Here is a 14,015-nt window from a genome sequence, read left to right as displayed (position 1 = left end):
CACTCAACTCCCCGCAACCCGTCGCGACTTCTGAGCCGCGGCGGGTTGACTCATGTATAGGAGTGATGCACTCTTCTTCATGTCACTCATATACATGAGTGACGGAGTCCCACCTCTGTAGAGGAGTGCTTTGCCATGCGTCAGATCCCCGTCGACACCACCGCCGCCACCATGATGGTCGCCAAGACCCCGCAGCCCAAGGTGAAGGACCGCCGCACCGGCGAGATCGCCATGGACGCCGACACCGGCGCCAAGCTCATGACCGTCGACGTGATGTTCGCCGCCAACGAGGAGGTCGAGATCCTGTCCATCACCGTCCCCGAGACCGGCATCTCCGGTGACCTGGCCATGGGCACCCCGGTCGCCCTGACCGGGCTCATCGCCCGGCCCTGGGAGAACGAGTTCAACGGCCAGAAGCGGCACGGCATCGCCTTCCGCGCGGTCGCCGTGACCTCCCTCGCCGACATGGCCGCGAAGGCGAAGGCGGCCTGACCATGACCGCCTTCACGGTCACGCTCGTGCTGGTCGTCGCCACTGCGGGGCTCCTGCGGTGGCGGCGCCCCGCCTGGTACTGGCTGACCTTCGGGGTCACCCTCGCCGCGATCCGCGTCCTCGTCCGGTACGCCTCGGTCATGGACGCCTGCGGACTGACCGTCCCGCCCTCGCGCTGGCGTCTAGCTCTCGCCCGGATGACCAACCGGCCGGTTCCGGAGTCCCGCCCGCCGCGCATCCTCAGCTTGCGGTCCACCCGCACGGGCCTGGTCTTACGGCTCAAGCTGCGGCCCGGACAGGACGCCTTCGACTTCGCCGCCGCTTCCGACCGACTCCGCCACTCGTTTTCGATGTACGGCGTCACCTCCCGTGAGCTGCGCTCGGGCGTGGTCGAACTGCGCATGACCGGCTACGACGTCCTCAAGCGGGTGCAGATGCCCGCCCGGCTCGACACCCGCCCGATGCGGGTCCCGGTCGCCCTGCGTGAAGACGGCTCGGTCCACTACCGCGACTACCGCGCGATACCCCACGCGCTCACCCTCGGCGCCACCGAATCCGGCAAGTCCGTCTACCAACGCAACCTCGTCGCCGGCCTCGCCCCGATGGACGTCGCCCTGGTCGGCATCGACTGCAAACAGGGCGTCGAACTCTTCCCGCTCGCCCGCCGCTTCTCCGCCCTCGCCGACAACCCCGACACCGCCGCCGAACTTCTCGACGCACTCGTGACCCGCATGGAGGACGTCTACCAGCTCATCCGCGCCGAACAGCGCATCACCGCCGACACCCCCGACGCCGAGATCGCCGCCGACATCTGGGACCTGCCCGACCACCTCCGCCCGACCCCCATCGTCGTCCTGGTCGACGAGGTCGCCGAACTCGCCCTCTTCACCACCAAGGAAGAAGAGAAGCGACGCGACCGCATCATCACCGCCCTGGTACGCCTCGCCCAGCTCGGCCGCGCCGCCGGCATCTACCTCGAAATCTGCGGACAGCGCTTCGGCTCCGAACTCGGCAAGGGCATCACCATGCTCCGCGCCCAGCTCACCGGCCGCACCGCCCACCGCGTCAACGACGAGACCAGCGCCAACATGGCCTTCGGCGACATCTCCCCGGACGCCGTCCTGGCCGCCATCCAGATCCCCGCCGAGATGCGAGGAATCGCCATCGCCGGTGACTCGACCGGCGGCTGGCACCGCATCCGCGCCCCGCACACCTCGCTCCGCCAGGCCGCCAACATCTGCAACCGGCACGCCGACCGCACCCCGGAACTGCCCGAACTGGCCCGCTTCCGCCCCGCGCTGGCCAGCACCTCCGCGACACCGGTGCCGCTGTCCAAGACAGCCCCCGTCACGGCCTGACCTTCCTCACCTCTCCGGTCGGCGCGACCACCTTCGCGCCAAGTCCCTACCCACGCCATGCCTGATGAAGGGAGAACGACCGCCATGTGCCCCGATTGCGAGGACTTCGCCCGCACCGTGCTCCTGCTCGGCCAACTCGCCCTCTACGCCGACATGAACGGCGCAGACCTCGACTTCGTCGAAGCCGTCAGCCCCTCGCTGGCCGCCTCGCTCCCCGAGCCGCCCAACACCGCCGCCGAGGGCTCCTGATGGCCACCCGTCACGGCCTGCGCGTCGACGCCGTCCTGGTCCAGGCCGTCATCGCCGGAGCCCTGTCCTTCGCCCACCTGCACGACCTGGCCGCCGCTGCCGGACAGGACGGCTGGAAGGCCTGGGCCTACCCGGTCAGCGTCGACCTGCTCCTGGTCGCCGCCTGGCGACGGCTCCGCAGCGAGGGCCCGTCCCGGCTCGCCTGGTCCTGGTTCCTCATCGCCCTGATCGCCTCGCTCGGCGCCAACGTCGCCACCGCCGGATTCCTCGATCTGGCCGACCCGCCCGCCCTGCTCCGCCTCGGCATCGCCGGATGGCCCGCACTCGCCTTCCTCGGAGGCACCCTGCTCGCCCACTCCGCCAAGCACCGGACGCAGCCGGAAGCGCCGGCACCTGAGCCCAAGCCCGATCCCACCCCCGAACGGGACGCGGTCCAAGAGCCCGACCCGGAGCCCCCAGCCCCCGCAACCGACGAGCCCCCGACCCCGCAACCCGATGAGCCCCCGGCCCTTCCGGCCCCGGCCCCCGCGGTTCCCCCCGTCCTCGTCGACCACGCCCGCAAGGTCGCCGACGAGTACCGCGTCCGCACCGGCTCACCGATCGACACCGACACCCTCCGCGCCCGCCTCGGCGTCCCGCCCCACCTCGCCGACGCCATCGCCGCCCACCTCGCCTGACCAGGAAGGAGAACCAGCCATGCCCGCCCGCGACAACTTCCACTCCGTGATGCGGATCGGCCCGGTCCAGATCGGCACCCACCGCGACCGCCACGGCCATACCAAACACGCCGCCGTGTGCAGCTCCGACGGCTGCGGCTGGTCCGCCGACTACACCAGCCAGACCGCCGCCCAGCTCGCCGCCCGTACCCACCGCTGCCGGGTCCGCTAGGAGGCCACCGCCATGCAGGTCCCGCTCTGGTTCGCGCTCCTCGCCGTCGGCTACCTCGGCGTCAAGCTCATCCGCCCGCCCGCCTGGCTCATCGCCGTACTGCTCCTCGGCGGCTTCCTCCTCGCCGACAGCGTCCTCGCCCCCGCGATCAACAGCCTCATCAAGTGATCGAAGGGAGATCACCGATGCTCCGCCCGAAGATCCCCACCATGCCCACGGCCACCGGCCTCGCAACCCCGCCCGCTGTTGTCGAGGCGACTGCCATCACCCCGAGCGCCCCGGCCCCGCCGGCCACCCCGGCGCCTGCAACGCCGTCCCGACCCACGGTCCAGCTCACCCCCGGCACCGCGCTCGCCCTCGTCGGCGGCGGCACCGCCGTGGTCCTGGTCGTCGGCGCCGTCCTCGTCTCCATGCTCCTGGCCGTCGCCATCACCGGCGCCTCACTCGCAATCTGCGCCCTGGTGATCCGCTCGCTCGTCCACGCGGACACCAAACGCCGCTGACCGGCCCCCGGGCGGCCTCGATACCGCCAAGCATCCGCCGCCCGGGAGCCGTACCCCTGTCCGATCTCGCAACCGGAAGGAACCCCCAGCATGACCCACCGCACCACACCGCCGCCCCGCATCTGCCCCCACTGCGACGGTTTCGCCTCCGCCGCCGTCACCCTCGGCGGCCGCGACCGGCACGGCCACCTCCGCACCATCACCGCCCACTGCCCGGCCTGCAACGGCCTCGGCATCCTCCCCGCCCGCCGGGACCAGGAGGGCGCCCGTGCCTGACACGCTGCTCGACCCGACCACCCTCGGCGACCTGCTGAGGGTGGCTTCGGCCCCCGACTACACCCGCTGGGAAGACCAGATCCGCCGCACCGGCGGCTGCTCCGACCCCATCCACCTGCGCGGCTGGGTGCTCCACAAGGACAAGACCACCGGCGAGACCCTGCACCACTACTCCACCGAGAACGAACCCGGCGGACGCCTCCGCCTCGCCTGCGGCAACCGCCGCGCCTCCCGCTGCCCCGCCTGCGCCTGGACCTACGCAGGCGACACCTACCACCTCATCCGCGCCGGCCTCGCCGGAGACGACCGCCGCGACATCCCCGCCACCGTCCGCGACCACCCCCGCGTCTTCGCCACCCTCACCGCCCCGTCCTTCGGCCCGGTCCACAACCGCCCCGACCGACGCACCTGCCGCTGCGGCACCCGCCACCCGGTCGATGACCCGGCCCTCGGCACCGCGCTCGACCCGGAAACGTACGACTACGCAGGCGCGGTCCTGTTCAACAACCACGCCGGACAGCTCTGGCAGCGCTTCACCACCCGGCTCCGCCGCGAGATCGCCGCCCGCGCCGGCCTCACCCGCAGCGAACTCGCCGATCACTGCCGCGTCTCCTACGGCAAGGTCGCCGAGTTCCAGAAGCGCGGAGCCCTGCACTTTCACGCAGTCATACGCCTCGACGGCCCCGAAGGCCCGGACACCCCGCCGCCCGCCTGGGCCACGGTCGGCCTCCTCGCCGACGCCATCCGCGCAGCTGCAGCCCACTCCTACACGTCCGTCTCCGTCCCGGCCGCCGCAGACCAACCCGCCCGGACCTTCCGCTGGGGCACCCAGCTCGACGTACGCCCCGTGAAGGCATTCGGCGACGGCTCCGACATCACCGAACAGGCCGTCGCCTCCTACGTCGCCAAGTACGCCACCAAAGCCGCCGAGAACACCGGCACCCTTGACCGCCGCATCGGCGAACTCTCCGAACTCGACCGCCACCAAGTCCCGGACCACACCCGCCGCCTCATCACGGCCTGCAAGGAACTCGACCCGCTCTACCCCGACCGCCGCCTCTGGGCCTGGGCCCACATGCTCGGCTTCCGCGGCCACTTCTCCTCCAAGTCCCGCCGCTACTCCACCACCCTCGGCACCCTCCGCCAGGAACGCGCCGACTACCGCGCCGTCCAGGAACGCGAAGCCCTCGGCCTGGACGACACCGAGCCAGACACCGTCCTGGTCCTGGCCGACTGGCAGTACGCCGGCCACGGCCACACCCCCGGCGAATCCGCCCTCGCCGCCACCATTGCCCGCGACCTCCAGCTCAACCGCGAAACCGCCCGCGAAGCGCTGGCCACGATGACCGACGGAAGGGAGTGGTGACCGTGGCGACAGCACTGCCAAACCGCTTCCTGACCCCCGAGGACCTGGTAGCGATGTTCGAGCTGCCCAGCGTCGAGACGGTCTACCAGTGGCGCCGGAAGCGCACCGGCCCTCGGGGCTTCCGGGTCGGACGACACCTGCGCTTCGACCCCGAGGACGTGCGGGCCTGGGTTGACTCCCAGCTCGGGGAGGCTGCCTGATGGCCGGGCACATCCAAGATCGCTGGTACAGGACCGAGACCGGGCCGGACGGCAAGGCGCGAAAGGTCAAGACCGAGCGCTATGGCACGGGCATGCGTTACCGCGCCCGATACGTCGGTCCCGACGGCACCGAGAAGTCGAAGAGCTTCCCCGACCGTCAGAAGCGACTGGCTGAACAGTGGCTCGCCCACATCGAAGCGGACATGGCACGCGGCCAGTACATCGATCCGCGTGCGGCACGGATCACCTTCCAGCAGTACGCCGAACGCTGGGTGGCCACCCAAGGCTCCGACCCGAACACTCAGGCCTCGATGGAGTCACAGCTTCGGCTGCATGCCTTCCCCTACCTGGGCTCACGGCCGCTCGGCTCCTTCCAGCCTGCTCACATCCGGGACTGGGTGCGGCAGCTCCAGGAGAACGGCGTGCGTGGGTCGTACGCCCGGACCATCTACTCCAATGTTCGCGCCACCCTGAGCGCGGCCGTGGACGACGGGCACCTTCCGCGGAATCCGTGCGCTGCCCGATCGGTCCGGCCGCCAACAGTCGACAGCAGGCGTATCGTCCCTTGGACGCCTGAGCGCGTCTTCGCTGTCCGCGACGGCATGCCCGAGCGCTTCCGAGCCATGGTCGACCTCGGCGCCGGCTGCGGCCTCCGACAGGGCGAGATCCTGGGTGTCGCCGTCGACGCGATCGACTTCGCTTCGGACACGCTCCACGTGGTCCAGCAGCTCAAGCTGAGCCGCAGCAAGCCCGTCTTCGCCCCGCCGAAGGGCGGCAAGCTTCGGGACGTGCCGCTCCCTGGGCCGGTGGCCGACGCCCTCCGGTCTCACATGAAGCGGTTTCCGCCGGTCGAAATCACGCTGCCGTGGAAGGTCGCCGACGGGCCTCTGGTGACGAAGCGGTTGATCTTCACCGGGCCGCGCGGTGGGCATGTCTGGCGGACGTCCCTCAATGAGGAGGTGTGGAAGCGGGCACTCGCCTCGGCTGGGGTGATCCCTGAGCGCAAGCCTGGCGGGTCGTACGTCGAGTCCCGGGAGAACGGGATGCACGCCCTGAGGCACTTCTACGCCTCGGTGCTCCTGGACGCCGGCGAGAACATCAAGGCCCTCGCCGAGTACCTCGGCCACTCGGACCCGGGTCTGACCCTGCGTGTGTACGCGCACCTCATGCCGTCCAGCCAGGAGCGCACCCGAAAAGCCGTGGCTGCCGTTTTCGAGGGCGCATACGCTCCCGTTCGCTGAGGCAGGAGGGCGAGATGTCCGACGAGGAGTCCACCGAGTACTACACGCTGCTCTGCGACGACCCGTCGCACGAGGTGGTGCTCATCGACTGCGGGCCCCGCGAGATGGATGTGATCCTGGCAGTGCGCAAGGTGACCGGGCAGAGCTTGTGGCACAGCAGGGTCCTGGCGCGCCAAGCGCCCGTCACCCTCCTTGGGGGTCTGTCTGCGTACAGGGCCCAGTCCGCTGTCGCTTTACTCCAAAGCGCCGGAGCCAGAGCGGAGTGGAGACAGGAGCCGGAGCCCGGAGACCGCACGGCCCCATCGCCCTGACGGCCCAGAGACGGCCCAGAGGCAGCGAAAAGCCCCCTCCCAGCGGAGAAACCGCAGGTAGGGGGCTTACTCGTGGGCGGTTACTTCTTCTTGCCCTGGTTCTTCACGGCCTCGATCGCTGCTGCGGCTGCCTCGGGGTCGAGGTAGGTGCCGCCGGGGGTGACCGGGCGGAAGTCGGCGTCGAGTTCGTAGTACAGGGGGATGCCCGTCGGGATGTTCAGGCCCGCGATGTCGGCGTCCGAGATGCCGTCCAGGTGCTTGACCAGGGCGCGCAGGGAGTTGCCGTGGGCGGCGACCAGGACCGTGCGGCCGGTCAGGAGGTCGGGGACGATGGCGTCGTACCAGTAGGGGAGCATACGGACGACGACGTCCTTGAGGCACTCCGTGTCCGGGCGCAGCTCCGGCGGGATCGTCGCGTAGCGGGCGTCGTGCGCCTGGGAGAACTCCGAGTCGTCCGGCAGCGGCGGCGGCGGGGTGTCGTAGGAGCGGCGCCACAGCATGAACTGCTCCTCGCCGAACTCGGCGAGGGTCTGCGCCTTGTCCTTGCCCTGCAGGGCGCCGTAGTGGCGCTCGTTCAGGCGCCACGAGCGGTGGACCGGGATCCAGTGGCGGTCCGCGGACTCCAGGGCGAGCTGGGCGGTGCGGATGGCGCGCTTCTGGAGGGAGGTGTGGACGACGTCGGGGAGCAGGCCGGCGTCCTTGAGCAGCTCACCGCCGCGCGTCGCCTCCTTCTCGCCCTTCGCGGTCAGGTTGACGTCCACCCAGCCGGTGAACAGGTTCTTCTCGTTCCACTCGCTCTCGCCGTGGCGGAGGAGGATCAGCTTGTACGGTGCGTCGGCCATAAGGATGAGCGTAATCGAAGGCCCTCGGCGGCGACGCGGGCGCTCGCGCCGCGGACGGTTGACGGGGTTTGTTAATCGAGTGGTCTCCCCGGCATCGGCTTTGTAAGTTGCGGTTACTTGTCGCGCCACTTACATCCCTCGGGGGGACTCCGCCATGCCGTCTGCCGCACTGCCCGACCTCAGACGTGCCGCACGGGAGTCCGTCGCCGGGCTGCCCCGCGCCTTCTGGTGGCTGTGGACCAGCACCCTCGTCAACCGGCTCGGCGCCTTCGTGGCCACCTTCATGGCCCTCTACCTCACCCTCGACCGCGGCTACTCCGCCTCCTACGCCGGTCTCGTCGCCTCCCTGCACGGGCTGGGCGGGGTCGTCTCCTCGCTCGGCGCCGGGGTCATGGCCGACCGGCTCGGGCGGCGGCCCACCCTGCTCGTCGCGCAGACCGCCACGGCCGCCTGCGTCGCGCTGCTCGGCTTCATGACCGATCCCGTCGCCATCGCCGGCGTCGCCTTCCTCGTCGGGATGGCCTCCAACGCCTCCCGGCCCGCGGTGCAGGCGATGATGGCCGACATCGTGCGGCCCGAGGACCGGGTACGGGCCTTCTCGCTCAACTACTGGGCGATCAACCTCGGCTTCGCCGTCTCCTCCATGGCCGCCGGTTTCATCGCCGAGGTCAGCTATCTGGCCGGCTTCCTCATCGAGGCCGGGATGACGCTGGTGTGCGCGATCGTCGTCTTCCTCAAGCTGCCCGAGTCGCGGCCCGTGCAGAGCGCCGACGGACCCAAGGCGCCGGACGTCGGCCTCGGGACCGTGCTGCGCGACGGGCGGTTCATGGGGGTCGTAGGGCTGTCCTTCCTCGTCGCGCTGATCTTCCAGCAGGGCTCGGTCGGACTGCCCATCGCCATGGGCACCGCCGGCTTCACGCCCGCCGACTACGGGCTCGCCATCGCGGTCAACGGCGTCCTCATCGTCGTACTCCAGATCCCCGTCACCCGGTTCATCGAGCACCGCGACCCGCGGCGGCTGCTCGTCGTGTCCTCCCTGCTCGCCGGGTACGGCTTCGGGCTCACCGCCTTCGCCGGGTCGGTCGGCGTCTTCGCGCTAACCGTGTGCGTGTGGACCCTCGCCGAGATCGTCAACGCGCCGACGCAGACCGGTCTCGTCGTGGCGCTGTCGCCGGTGCACGGGCGGGGGCGCTACCAGGGCATGTACACGCTGTCGTGGTCCCTGGCCGCGCTGGTCGCGCCGCTGATGTCCGGTGCGGTCATCGACCGGTTCGGGGCGGTGTGGCTGTGGGGGCTCACCGCGGTCGTCGGGACGGCGGCGGGCGCGGGGTACGCCGTGCTGATGCGGCGCCTGCCCCGCGAGCAGCCGGAGCCCGCCCCGGTGCCCACCGCCGAGGTCACGGATGCATCCGCGCGCCCTTGAGCACCTTGTCCACCGCGTTGCGCGGCCCGTACACGGCCAGTCCCACCAGGTCCAGATCGGCCGACGGCACCGCGCGGACCGCCGCCCGGTTGTCACGGTCGTTGCCGGTCGCGAAGAGGTCCGACGTGAAGACGGCACGGGGCAGCGCGCGGGAGAGCACGCGCGCGTGGGCCGCCGTCAGCGTCTCCTTCGTGCCCTGGAAGACCAGGACGGGCTGGCGGAACATCGGCAGGTAACCCGTCCCGTCGGCGTCCTCGTACGGCTCCCCGATCACCTCGGGGAGCTGTGTGCCGAGGCCGCTGACCAGGAAGGCGGTGACGTTGAGGCGCTGCCAGGGCTCCAGGTCCTCGCGCAGCAGGACGGCGATCTTGGTGTCGAAGCGGATCGGTTCGGCGTCGTTCATGGAATGAGACTCGCCGACGTCGTACGGGCCCGTCTTGTACGTTCTTTGCATGGCCGCGCAGCGTGAGGTGTCCGCCTGGCGGCCCCGCGTCCCCGGGGTCGTCGAGGTCTTCCACGCCCACTTCACCGAGTACGCCTACCCGATGCACGTCCACGCCGCGTGGACGCTGCTGATCGTCGACGACGGCGCGGTGCGCTACGACATCGAGCGGCACGAGCACGGCACCCTGCGCGACACGGTGTCCCTGCTGCCGCCGCACGTCGCGCACAACGGTGCCCCCGCCACCGCGGACGGCTTCCGCAAGCGGGTCCTCTACCTCGACTCCTCCCGGCTCGGCGAGGACCTGATCGGGGCCGCCGCGGACTCCCCCGACCTGCGCGATCCCCTGCTGCGGCGACGGGTGGGACAGGTGCACGCGGCGCTCGCCCGGCCCGGCGAGGAACTGGAGGCGGAGAGCCGGCTGACCCTCGTCGCCGAGCGGCTGCGCGCCCATCTGCGGCCCCGCCCGGTGACCGAGGAGGCGCGTCGCCCCGACCCGGTTCTCGCCCGCCGGCTGCGCGAACTGCTCGACGCGCGCGTGCCCGAGGGGCTCACCCTGGAGGAGGCGGCGCGGGCGGTGCAGGCCCATCCCGCCCATCTGGTGCGGGCGTTCAGCAGCGCGTACGGCATCGCGCCGCACCAGTACCTGACGTCCCGGCGGGTGGAGCGGGCACGGCGGCTGCTGCTGGAGGGTCAGCCGGCGAGCGCGGTGGCGGCCACCGCCGGGTTCTACGACCAGGCCCATCTGACGCGTCATTTCCGGAAGTTGGTCGGAGTGACGCCGGGTAAATACGCCACTCTGCGCCATGGTTGAAAACGGCACGCTTCCGTAGTCTGCGCTCATGGACTGGCATGCGTGGCATGACGCGTACGACGTACCCGACTCCTATCTCGGCCGCCGTCTCGCCCTCGTCCAGGAGCGGGTCCGGCACGCGCTCGACGACGCGCCGCCGGGGCCGCTCACGGCCGTCAGTCTGTGCGCCGGGCAGGGGCGCGACCTGATCGGCGTCCTGGCCCGGCACCCACGGCGCGCCGACGTGCGGGCGCGGCTGGTGGAGCTGGACGAGCGCAACGTGCTCTTCGCCCGCGCGGCGGCCGCTGCGGCCGGTCTGGACGGGGTCGAGGTGGTGTGCGGGGACGCCGCGCTCACCGACCACTACACCGCCTGCGCGCCGGCCGATCTGGTGCTGCTGTGCGGGGTGCTCGGCAACCTCACCGACACCGACATCGAGCGCACCCTCGACCACTGCACACAACTGTGCCGCAAGGGCGGCACGGTGGTGTGGACGCGGACGCGGCACCACGAGACGAACGTGTGCGCATGGCTGGAAAAGCGCGGGTTCGACCCGGTGTGGGTCTCCGGCCCGGACATCCCCTACGGCGTCGGCGAGCACCGGTTCACCGGCGAGCCGGGGGTGTTACCGCCGGGGCAGCGCATGTTCACCTTCGTCGGCTACCACGCGCTGCACGGCAACCTCTTCCCGGACACGGGGAGTTGAGGGACACCGAGATCGACGGAAGCGCTTCTTCCGGACGTGTGTTCGGATAGCGTTCCGGCCATGGATGACACTCAGGACACCCGCACGTCCTCTTCCACCAGATCCCTGCGCGCCCGTCGGGTCACGACCGCCGTCGCGGGGGCGGCGGCCCTGGTCACGCTCGCCGTCGGCGCCGCGCTCGCGGCCGACGGCGACGGCGGCACGACCCCGCCCACCGCGTCGTACAGCACTCCGGCGGACACCTCCGGGGGTGACAGCGGCGGTGTGGACGGGGGTTCGGTCGGGGGTTCGGCCGGGGGGTCGGCCGGGGGGTCGGTCGGGGTCACCTCCGGTGGGGGTGACAGCGTCGGCGCGGACGGGGGTTCCGCCGGGGGCGACGGTGGGTCCGTGAGCGGGTCCGGCGGGGTCGACGGGTCCGGCGGGGGCAGTGACGGCGGGTCCGTCGGGGTCACCACCTCCGGTGGGGGCGACGGTGGCCCGAGTCCGACCACTCCGCCGGACACCACTCCGCCCAGCCCCACCCCGTCGGCGCCGGTCGACCTGGACGAGCTGAACCGCAAGATCGACGAACTGAACCACAAGGTCGACCAGTTGCCGACGAAGAAGGACCTGGCCGACGCGCTCCGCGCGCTCGCCGACGAGCTCGACAAGCCCAAGAAGCACAAGTAGGTCAGTTGGTCAGTTGGTCAGTTGGGCCGCTGTGTGAGGTGGGTGAACGCCTCCAGGTTGCGCGTGGACTCGCCGCGCGACACCCGCCAGGCGTACTCCTTGCGGATCGCGGACGCGAAACCCAGCTCCAGCAGCGTGTTGAACGCCCCGTCGGCCGCCTCCAGGACCTGACCCAGGAGGCGGTCGATCTCCTCGGGGGTCACGCAGGCGAGCGGCAGCCGGCCGGTGACGTACACGTCGCCGTGGCCGTCGACGGCGTAACCGACGCCGTACAGCTTGAGGTTGCGCTCCAGCAGCCAGCGGTGGACGGCGGCCTCGTTCTCGTCGGGGTGACGGACGACGAAGGCGTTCAGGGAGAGGGAGTGGCGGCCGACGATCAGTGAGACCGTCGTGGACAGCTTGTGGGTGCCGGGGAGCCTGACGACGAAGTGGCCGGGCTCGGGGCTCTCCCACTCCAGCTCGGCGTCCTTGAGAGCGTCCTCGATGATCTGTGCGGCCGGCTTGTGTGCGTCGGCTGTGTTGCGCGCTTCGGCCGGCTTGTGCGCTTCGGCTGCGTTGTGTGCATCAGCGTCAGCCATCTTGTGTGCATCAGCGTCAGCCGCCTTGTGTGCATCACCCATGGTGCGAGCGTACGCGACGGCGGTGGGCCTGCAGCGCGGCCGTGTACACGTCGGCGGTCGCGGCGGCCGCGGTGTCCCAGCCGAAGGACTGGGCGTGCCGGGCCGCTGCCCCGCCGAGGCGCGGCGTGAGCTGCGGGTCGTCGGCGAAGCGCTCCAGCACGCGCGCGTACGCCACCGGGTCGTGCCCCTGGACCAGGAAGCCGGTCTCGCCGTCCCGCACCGCGACCGGCAGGCCGCCGACGGACGCGGCGAGCACCGGGGTGCCGGTCGCCTGCGCCTCTATGGCGACCAGACCGAAGGACTCGCTGTAGGACGGCATGACCAGCACGGACGCGGCCCGGAACCAGTCGGCGAGCTGCTCCTGGCCGACGGGCGGCCGGAACCGTACGACGTCGGCGACGCCCAGGCGGGCGGCGAGCTTCTGCAGCCCCTCCGGCTTGGCGAGGCCGCTGCCGCTGGGGCCGCCGACGACGGGCACGAGGATGCGGGAGCGCAGCTCGGGGCGCTCGTCGAGGAGGGCGGCGACCGCGCGCAGCAGGATGTCGGGTGCCTTCAGGGGCTGGATACGGCCCGCGAAGAGCGGGATCAGGGCGTCCGGGGGCAGGCCGAGGCGGGCGCGGGCGGCGGCGCGGCCGTCGGCGGGGCGGAAGCGGCTGAGGTTGACGCCGGGGTGGACGACGGCGACCTTGCCGGGGTCGGCGGCGTAGTGGTGGACCAGTTCGTCGGCCTCCTCGGCGGTGTTGGCGATGAGGCGGTCGGCGGCGGAGACGATCTGGGTCTCGCCGATCACGCGGGCGGCGGGCTCGGGGGTGTCGCCGTCGGCGAGGTTGGCGTTCTTGACCTTGGCCATGGTGTGCATGGCGTGCACCAGGGGGACGCCCCAGCGCTGGGCGGCGAGCCAGCCGACGTGGCCGGAGAGCCAGTAGTGGGAGTGCACGAGGTCGTAGTAGCCGGGACGGTGGCCGGCCCAGGCCTGCATGACGCCGTGCGTGAAGGCGCACAGCTGGGCGGGCAGGTCCTCCTTGGCGAGGCCCTCGTAGGGGCCGGCGTCGACGTGCCGCACGAGGACGCCGGGGGCGAGCTCCACGGTGGGGTCGAGGCCGCCGGAGGTGGCCCGGGTGAAGATCTCGACCTCGATATTGATCGCGGCGAGGCGCTGCGCGAGCTCGACGATGTAGACGTTCATGCCGCCGGCGTCGCCGGTGCCGGGCTGGTGGAGCGGGGAGGTGTGCACGGAGAGCATGGCCACGCGGCGGGGCCTGCGGTGCAGTCTGAGCCGTGCGGCGGCGGTCGGGGAGCGACGCCCGAGCCTGCTGACGTAGTGGCTCACGTGGCGATCCTCCTTGCTGCGGGCACGGTTCTCCGACAGGGGGAACGTTGGGGGGCGGGTTCCCATTCCTGTGGGGGTGATTTTTGCCTGGTCGTTATCGGTTTCGGGTCAACCGGGTGGGGGGTGGGGGCGTCGGGGGGGGGGCGGTGGCCTGTGCGGGGTTCGTTGTGGGTGGTCGCGGGTGCCTGTGCCTGCGGCGCCGGGTCGTGTTTCGTCTGCGGGTGCGTTGTGGCTGGTCGCGCAGTTCCCCGCGCCCCTTTTGTGCCTGCGGCGGCCCGTTGCGGTTGCGTCGTGGCGTGCGTCGCG

20 protein-coding genes are annotated in these 14,015 nt (G+C 71.4%); 16 read left to right on the top strand and 4 right to left on the bottom strand.

Features of this window, described 5'->3' with window-relative positions; translation table 11 throughout:
• The first annotated feature begins 135 nt into the window (after window positions 1-135).
• The 12 genes from AC0B9F_RS18505 (at window position 136) to AC0B9F_RS18450 (ending at window position 6,884) form a co-directional block, all read left to right on the top strand.
• Window positions 136-492 carry an SCO3933 family regulatory protein gene (locus tag AC0B9F_RS18505; RefSeq protein ID WP_472003848.1) on the top strand — a complete coding sequence of 119 codons (357 nt, stop codon included), beginning with the start codon at window positions 136-138 and terminating at the stop codon, window positions 490-492.
• 2 nt (window positions 493-494) lie between these two features.
• Window positions 495-1,850 carry an FtsK/SpoIIIE domain-containing protein gene (locus AC0B9F_RS18500; protein ID WP_472003846.1) on the top strand — a complete coding sequence of 452 codons (1,356 nt, stop codon included), beginning with the start codon at window positions 495-497 and terminating at the stop codon, window positions 1,848-1,850.
• An 84-nt stretch (window positions 1,851-1,934) separates the two neighbouring features.
• The gene (locus AC0B9F_RS18495; protein ID WP_472003845.1) at window positions 1,935-2,099 is read left to right on the top strand and encodes a hypothetical protein; all 165 of its coding nucleotides are present in this window, start codon (window positions 1,935-1,937) and stop codon (window positions 2,097-2,099) included.
• On the top strand, window positions 2,099-2,776 hold the full coding sequence (locus tag AC0B9F_RS18490) for a DUF2637 domain-containing protein (protein ID WP_472003843.1): 678 nt from the start codon (window positions 2,099-2,101) through the stop codon (window positions 2,774-2,776). The genes AC0B9F_RS18495 and AC0B9F_RS18490 overlap by 1 nt, the downstream gene beginning before the upstream one ends.
• Window positions 2,777-2,795: 19 nt before the next feature.
• Entirely contained in the window at window positions 2,796-2,987 is a 192-nt protein-coding gene (locus AC0B9F_RS18485) for a mobile element transfer protein (protein WP_472003842.1), read from the top strand.
• 12 nt (window positions 2,988-2,999) lie between these two features.
• A complete protein-coding gene (locus AC0B9F_RS18480) occupies window positions 3,000-3,155 on the top strand; it encodes a hypothetical protein (RefSeq protein ID WP_103784904.1) in 156 nt (51 codons plus the stop codon).
• 17 nt (window positions 3,156-3,172) lie between these two features.
• Window positions 3,173-3,490: a SpdD-like protein gene (locus AC0B9F_RS18475; RefSeq protein WP_472003840.1), complete on the top strand. Its 318-nt coding sequence runs from the start codon at window positions 3,173-3,175 to the stop codon at window positions 3,488-3,490.
• 90 nt (window positions 3,491-3,580) lie between these two features.
• Window positions 3,581-3,766, top strand: a complete 186-nt coding sequence (locus AC0B9F_RS18470) for a hypothetical protein (protein ID WP_472003838.1) — start codon at window positions 3,581-3,583, stop codon at window positions 3,764-3,766.
• Complete coding sequence (gene repSA / locus AC0B9F_RS18465) at window positions 3,759-5,132, top strand: replication initiator protein RepSA (protein ID WP_472003836.1); 1,374 nt, start codon at window positions 3,759-3,761, stop codon at window positions 5,130-5,132. The genes AC0B9F_RS18470 and repSA overlap by 8 nt, the downstream gene beginning before the upstream one ends.
• Before the next feature lie 2 nt (window positions 5,133-5,134).
• On the top strand, window positions 5,135-5,332 hold the full coding sequence (locus AC0B9F_RS18460) for a helix-turn-helix transcriptional regulator (protein ID WP_472003834.1): 198 nt from the start codon (window positions 5,135-5,137) through the stop codon (window positions 5,330-5,332).
• The gene (locus AC0B9F_RS18455; RefSeq protein ID WP_472003832.1) at window positions 5,332-6,573 is read left to right on the top strand and encodes a tyrosine-type recombinase/integrase; all 1,242 of its coding nucleotides are present in this window, start codon (window positions 5,332-5,334) and stop codon (window positions 6,571-6,573) included. Before AC0B9F_RS18460 ends, AC0B9F_RS18455 begins: the two co-directional genes overlap by 1 nt.
• A gap of 14 nt (window positions 6,574-6,587) precedes the next feature.
• Window positions 6,588-6,884: a ribosomal protein L7/L12 gene (locus tag AC0B9F_RS18450; protein WP_472003830.1), complete on the top strand. Its 297-nt coding sequence runs from the start codon at window positions 6,588-6,590 to the stop codon at window positions 6,882-6,884.
• A gap of 80 nt (window positions 6,885-6,964) precedes the next feature.
• On the opposite strand, the gene AC0B9F_RS18445 is transcribed toward AC0B9F_RS18450, so the two are convergent.
• A complete protein-coding gene (locus AC0B9F_RS18445) occupies window positions 6,965-7,726 on the bottom strand; it encodes a phosphoglyceromutase (RefSeq protein ID WP_472003828.1) in 762 nt (253 codons plus the stop codon).
• A gap of 154 nt (window positions 7,727-7,880) precedes the next feature.
• On the opposite strand from AC0B9F_RS18445, the gene AC0B9F_RS18440 reads away from it, so the two are divergent.
• Window positions 7,881-9,149: an MDR family MFS transporter gene (locus AC0B9F_RS18440; RefSeq protein WP_472003826.1), complete on the top strand. Its 1,269-nt coding sequence runs from the start codon at window positions 7,881-7,883 to the stop codon at window positions 9,147-9,149.
• On the opposite strand, the gene AC0B9F_RS18435 is transcribed toward AC0B9F_RS18440, so the two are convergent.
• Window positions 9,124-9,552, bottom strand: a complete 429-nt coding sequence (locus tag AC0B9F_RS18435; RefSeq protein WP_472003824.1) for a DUF2000 family protein — start codon at window positions 9,550-9,552, stop codon at window positions 9,124-9,126. The two genes, AC0B9F_RS18440 and AC0B9F_RS18435, sit on opposite strands and share 26 nt — an antisense overlap.
• Window positions 9,553-9,601: 49 nt before the next feature.
• On the opposite strand from AC0B9F_RS18435, the gene AC0B9F_RS18430 reads away from it, so the two are divergent.
• From AC0B9F_RS18430 to AC0B9F_RS18420, 3 genes are read left to right on the top strand one after another with little or no spacing between them, the layout of a single operon-like run.
• On the top strand, window positions 9,602-10,405 hold the full coding sequence (locus AC0B9F_RS18430) for a helix-turn-helix transcriptional regulator (protein ID WP_472003822.1): 804 nt from the start codon (window positions 9,602-9,604) through the stop codon (window positions 10,403-10,405).
• A gap of 28 nt (window positions 10,406-10,433) precedes the next feature.
• On the top strand, window positions 10,434-11,090 hold the full coding sequence (locus AC0B9F_RS18425; RefSeq protein ID WP_472003820.1) for a class I SAM-dependent methyltransferase: 657 nt from the start codon (window positions 10,434-10,436) through the stop codon (window positions 11,088-11,090).
• 60 nt (window positions 11,091-11,150) lie between these two features.
• Window positions 11,151-11,759, top strand: coding sequence for a hypothetical protein (locus AC0B9F_RS18420; protein WP_472003818.1), 609 nt, complete (start codon window positions 11,151-11,153; stop codon window positions 11,757-11,759).
• A gap of 17 nt (window positions 11,760-11,776) precedes the next feature.
• Here the strand turns inward: AC0B9F_RS18420 and AC0B9F_RS18415 are convergent, their stop codons facing one another.
• Window positions 11,777-12,337: a type III secretion system chaperone family protein gene (locus AC0B9F_RS18415; RefSeq protein ID WP_472003816.1), complete on the bottom strand. Its 561-nt coding sequence runs from the start codon at window positions 12,335-12,337 to the stop codon at window positions 11,777-11,779.
• A 34-nt stretch (window positions 12,338-12,371) separates the two neighbouring features.
• Window positions 12,372-13,709 carry a D-inositol-3-phosphate glycosyltransferase gene (mshA, locus tag AC0B9F_RS18410; RefSeq protein ID WP_472003814.1) on the bottom strand — a complete coding sequence of 446 codons (1,338 nt, stop codon included), beginning with the start codon at window positions 13,707-13,709 and terminating at the stop codon, window positions 12,372-12,374.
• Window positions 13,710-14,015: the final 306 nt, after the last annotated feature.

Source organism: Streptomyces sp. NPDC097129 (assembly GCF_055668065.1).
The sequence above is the reverse complement of the archived record's forward strand: the minus strand, read 5'-3'. Positions and strand labels throughout refer to the sequence as shown.

Coding starts and splice junctions, on each gene's coding strand:
- AC0B9F_RS18505 (WP_472003848.1), top strand. CDS start 136: ATGCGTCAGATCCCCGTCGACACCACCGCCGCCACCATGATGGTCGCC.
- AC0B9F_RS18500 (WP_472003846.1), top strand. CDS start 495: ATGACCGCCTTCACGGTCACGCTCGTGCTGGTCGTCGCCACTGCGGGG.
- AC0B9F_RS18495 (WP_472003845.1), top strand. CDS start 1,935: ATGTGCCCCGATTGCGAGGACTTCGCCCGCACCGTGCTCCTGCTCGGC.
- AC0B9F_RS18490 (WP_472003843.1), top strand. CDS start 2,099: ATGGCCACCCGTCACGGCCTGCGCGTCGACGCCGTCCTGGTCCAGGCC.
- AC0B9F_RS18485 (WP_472003842.1), top strand. CDS start 2,796: ATGCCCGCCCGCGACAACTTCCACTCCGTGATGCGGATCGGCCCGGTC.
- AC0B9F_RS18480 (WP_103784904.1), top strand. CDS start 3,000: ATGCAGGTCCCGCTCTGGTTCGCGCTCCTCGCCGTCGGCTACCTCGGC.
- AC0B9F_RS18475 (WP_472003840.1), top strand. CDS start 3,173: ATGCTCCGCCCGAAGATCCCCACCATGCCCACGGCCACCGGCCTCGCA.
- AC0B9F_RS18470 (WP_472003838.1), top strand. CDS start 3,581: ATGACCCACCGCACCACACCGCCGCCCCGCATCTGCCCCCACTGCGAC.
- AC0B9F_RS18455 (WP_472003832.1), top strand. CDS start 5,332: ATGGCCGGGCACATCCAAGATCGCTGGTACAGGACCGAGACCGGGCCG.
- AC0B9F_RS18450 (WP_472003830.1), top strand. CDS start 6,588: ATGTCCGACGAGGAGTCCACCGAGTACTACACGCTGCTCTGCGACGAC.
- AC0B9F_RS18445 (WP_472003828.1), bottom strand. CDS start 7,726: ATGGCCGACGCACCGTACAAGCTGATCCTCCTCCGCCACGGCGAGAGC.
- AC0B9F_RS18440 (WP_472003826.1), top strand. CDS start 7,881: ATGCCGTCTGCCGCACTGCCCGACCTCAGACGTGCCGCACGGGAGTCC.
- AC0B9F_RS18435 (WP_472003824.1), bottom strand. CDS start 9,552: ATGAACGACGCCGAACCGATCCGCTTCGACACCAAGATCGCCGTCCTG.
- AC0B9F_RS18430 (WP_472003822.1), top strand. CDS start 9,602: ATGGCCGCGCAGCGTGAGGTGTCCGCCTGGCGGCCCCGCGTCCCCGGG.
- AC0B9F_RS18425 (WP_472003820.1), top strand. CDS start 10,434: ATGGACTGGCATGCGTGGCATGACGCGTACGACGTACCCGACTCCTAT.
- AC0B9F_RS18420 (WP_472003818.1), top strand. CDS start 11,151: ATGGATGACACTCAGGACACCCGCACGTCCTCTTCCACCAGATCCCTG.
- AC0B9F_RS18415 (WP_472003816.1), bottom strand. CDS start 12,337: ATGGCTGACGCTGATGCACACAACGCAGCCGAAGCGCACAAGCCGGCC.